Source organism: Autumnicola edwardsiae (assembly GCF_031846505.1).
Lineage (GTDB): Bacteria > Bacteroidota > Bacteroidia > Flavobacteriales > Flavobacteriaceae > Autumnicola > Autumnicola edwardsiae.
This window is the reverse complement of the sequence record NZ_JAVRHP010000230.1, coordinates 1-1,539: the sequence shown is the minus strand read 5'-3', so window position 1 is coordinate 1,539 and position 1,539 is coordinate 1. Positions and strand designations below refer to the sequence as shown.

The 1,539-nt window shown below is 37.2% G+C and carries 1 protein-coding gene; it reads left to right on the top strand.

What is annotated here, in order from left to right; translation table 11 throughout:
• A partial coding sequence (locus RM529_RS17270) for a VirB4 family type IV secretion system protein (protein ID WP_311485986.1) occupies positions 1-1,539 on the top strand: 1,539 nt, incomplete at both ends.

Sequence of the window (1,539 nt, the reverse complement as noted above, 5' to 3'; positions counted from 1 at the left end):
TGGCGAAAGTGTACAGAGTAGCAAAACCAATGAGAAATTCACTTCTGACGATTTTGTATTTCATCAAGGGTTTATTGATGGCTTAGGGCTTACGCTTAACGAGAATCACATTGTCAATCAAATTATTTATTTGGATGACAAACAAAAATGGCGCAAGCTGCTCGATAAGAAGGTTGAGGAACTAAATAAAAGTTCAAACTTTGGTTCACAAAATAAAGTGGTGCTTGGTAAAATCCAACACATCCTTGACCAAATCAATGCTGATGATAATGCCCGAATTATTCGTGGTCATCTCAATATTGTCTATTGGGCAAAAGAAGCCAAAGAGCTCGACAAGATAACTTCAAAAATCAAGACTGAATTTAAGGAACTGGATATCATCCCGTATTACCCAAGAGGCGAAGAACGTAAAAACTATATTCTAAATAGTTACTGTTGTTTTTCGTCGAATTTTTCAAATAACGATTTATATGTAACTGACTTAAAACACGCGCTTTGTCTTTTTATCAATAACACTAATTACAAAAGTGATAACACCGGAATCATTTTCAATGACCGTGAGTATAACATTCCTGTTTTAAAGGATGTTTGGGACGAAAAGAAGAAAAGAATAAAGGCACGAAACTTTGCCATTTTTGCACCAACTGGTGAGGGCAAATCTTTTCTGGCAAATAACATTCTACGCCAATATTTTGAAAGTGGCGTTCGCCTGGTCATTATCGACTTGGGTGGCTCTTATACCAAGTTTGCAAAGCTCTATCCTGATAAATATACGGTGCTTCGCTACGAAAGTGGAAAGAACCTTGGTATCAATCCATTTTACATTAGCCACACTAATGACCTTACACCAGAACGTTTGGAAGATTTGTCCGTCTTCCTCTTTGAACTGTTTGCTTCAGACTTAAAGGTTACAAAGGCACAATCAGTATCGGTCAAAAAAATACTGCGTTATTATTACGATAGTACTTCAGAAAATCATTCACTGGATGGTTTTTACAGCTTTATAGAAAGAAATCAGGAAGATCTTCTGAGCACCCTAAAAATCCATCCCGATTATTTTAATGTGACGAGCTTCTTGCACGTAATGTCAGAATATGTCGGCGATGGTCTATATAGCTTCCTTTTTGAAGTGAGCGAAGACCAGACCTATAAAATTGAGGACAAGCGTTTGATTGTTTTTGAACTGGATGAAGTCAAGGACAATAAGGAAATACTGTCCGTAATGTTGAAACTGATTAAGTCAGCTATCCAAAGAACCATCTGGAAGAATAGAGCGGAAAAAGGCATTATCCTCTTTGATGAGTTTGCGAAACAATTAAAGTTTGAGAATGTACTGGAAAGTGTCGAATTCTACTACCAAGCAATACGAAAACAGAACGGAGCTATCGGTATCATTCTTCAATCCATTAATCAGCTTCCGAAAAATTCAACTTCAGCGAGTATTCTTGAAAACACGCAGGTCATTTATAGCCTGAACAATGAAAAAGGCTATGACGAATTGGTCAAACGGCTCAATCTATCCAGCCACGATTTGAACCA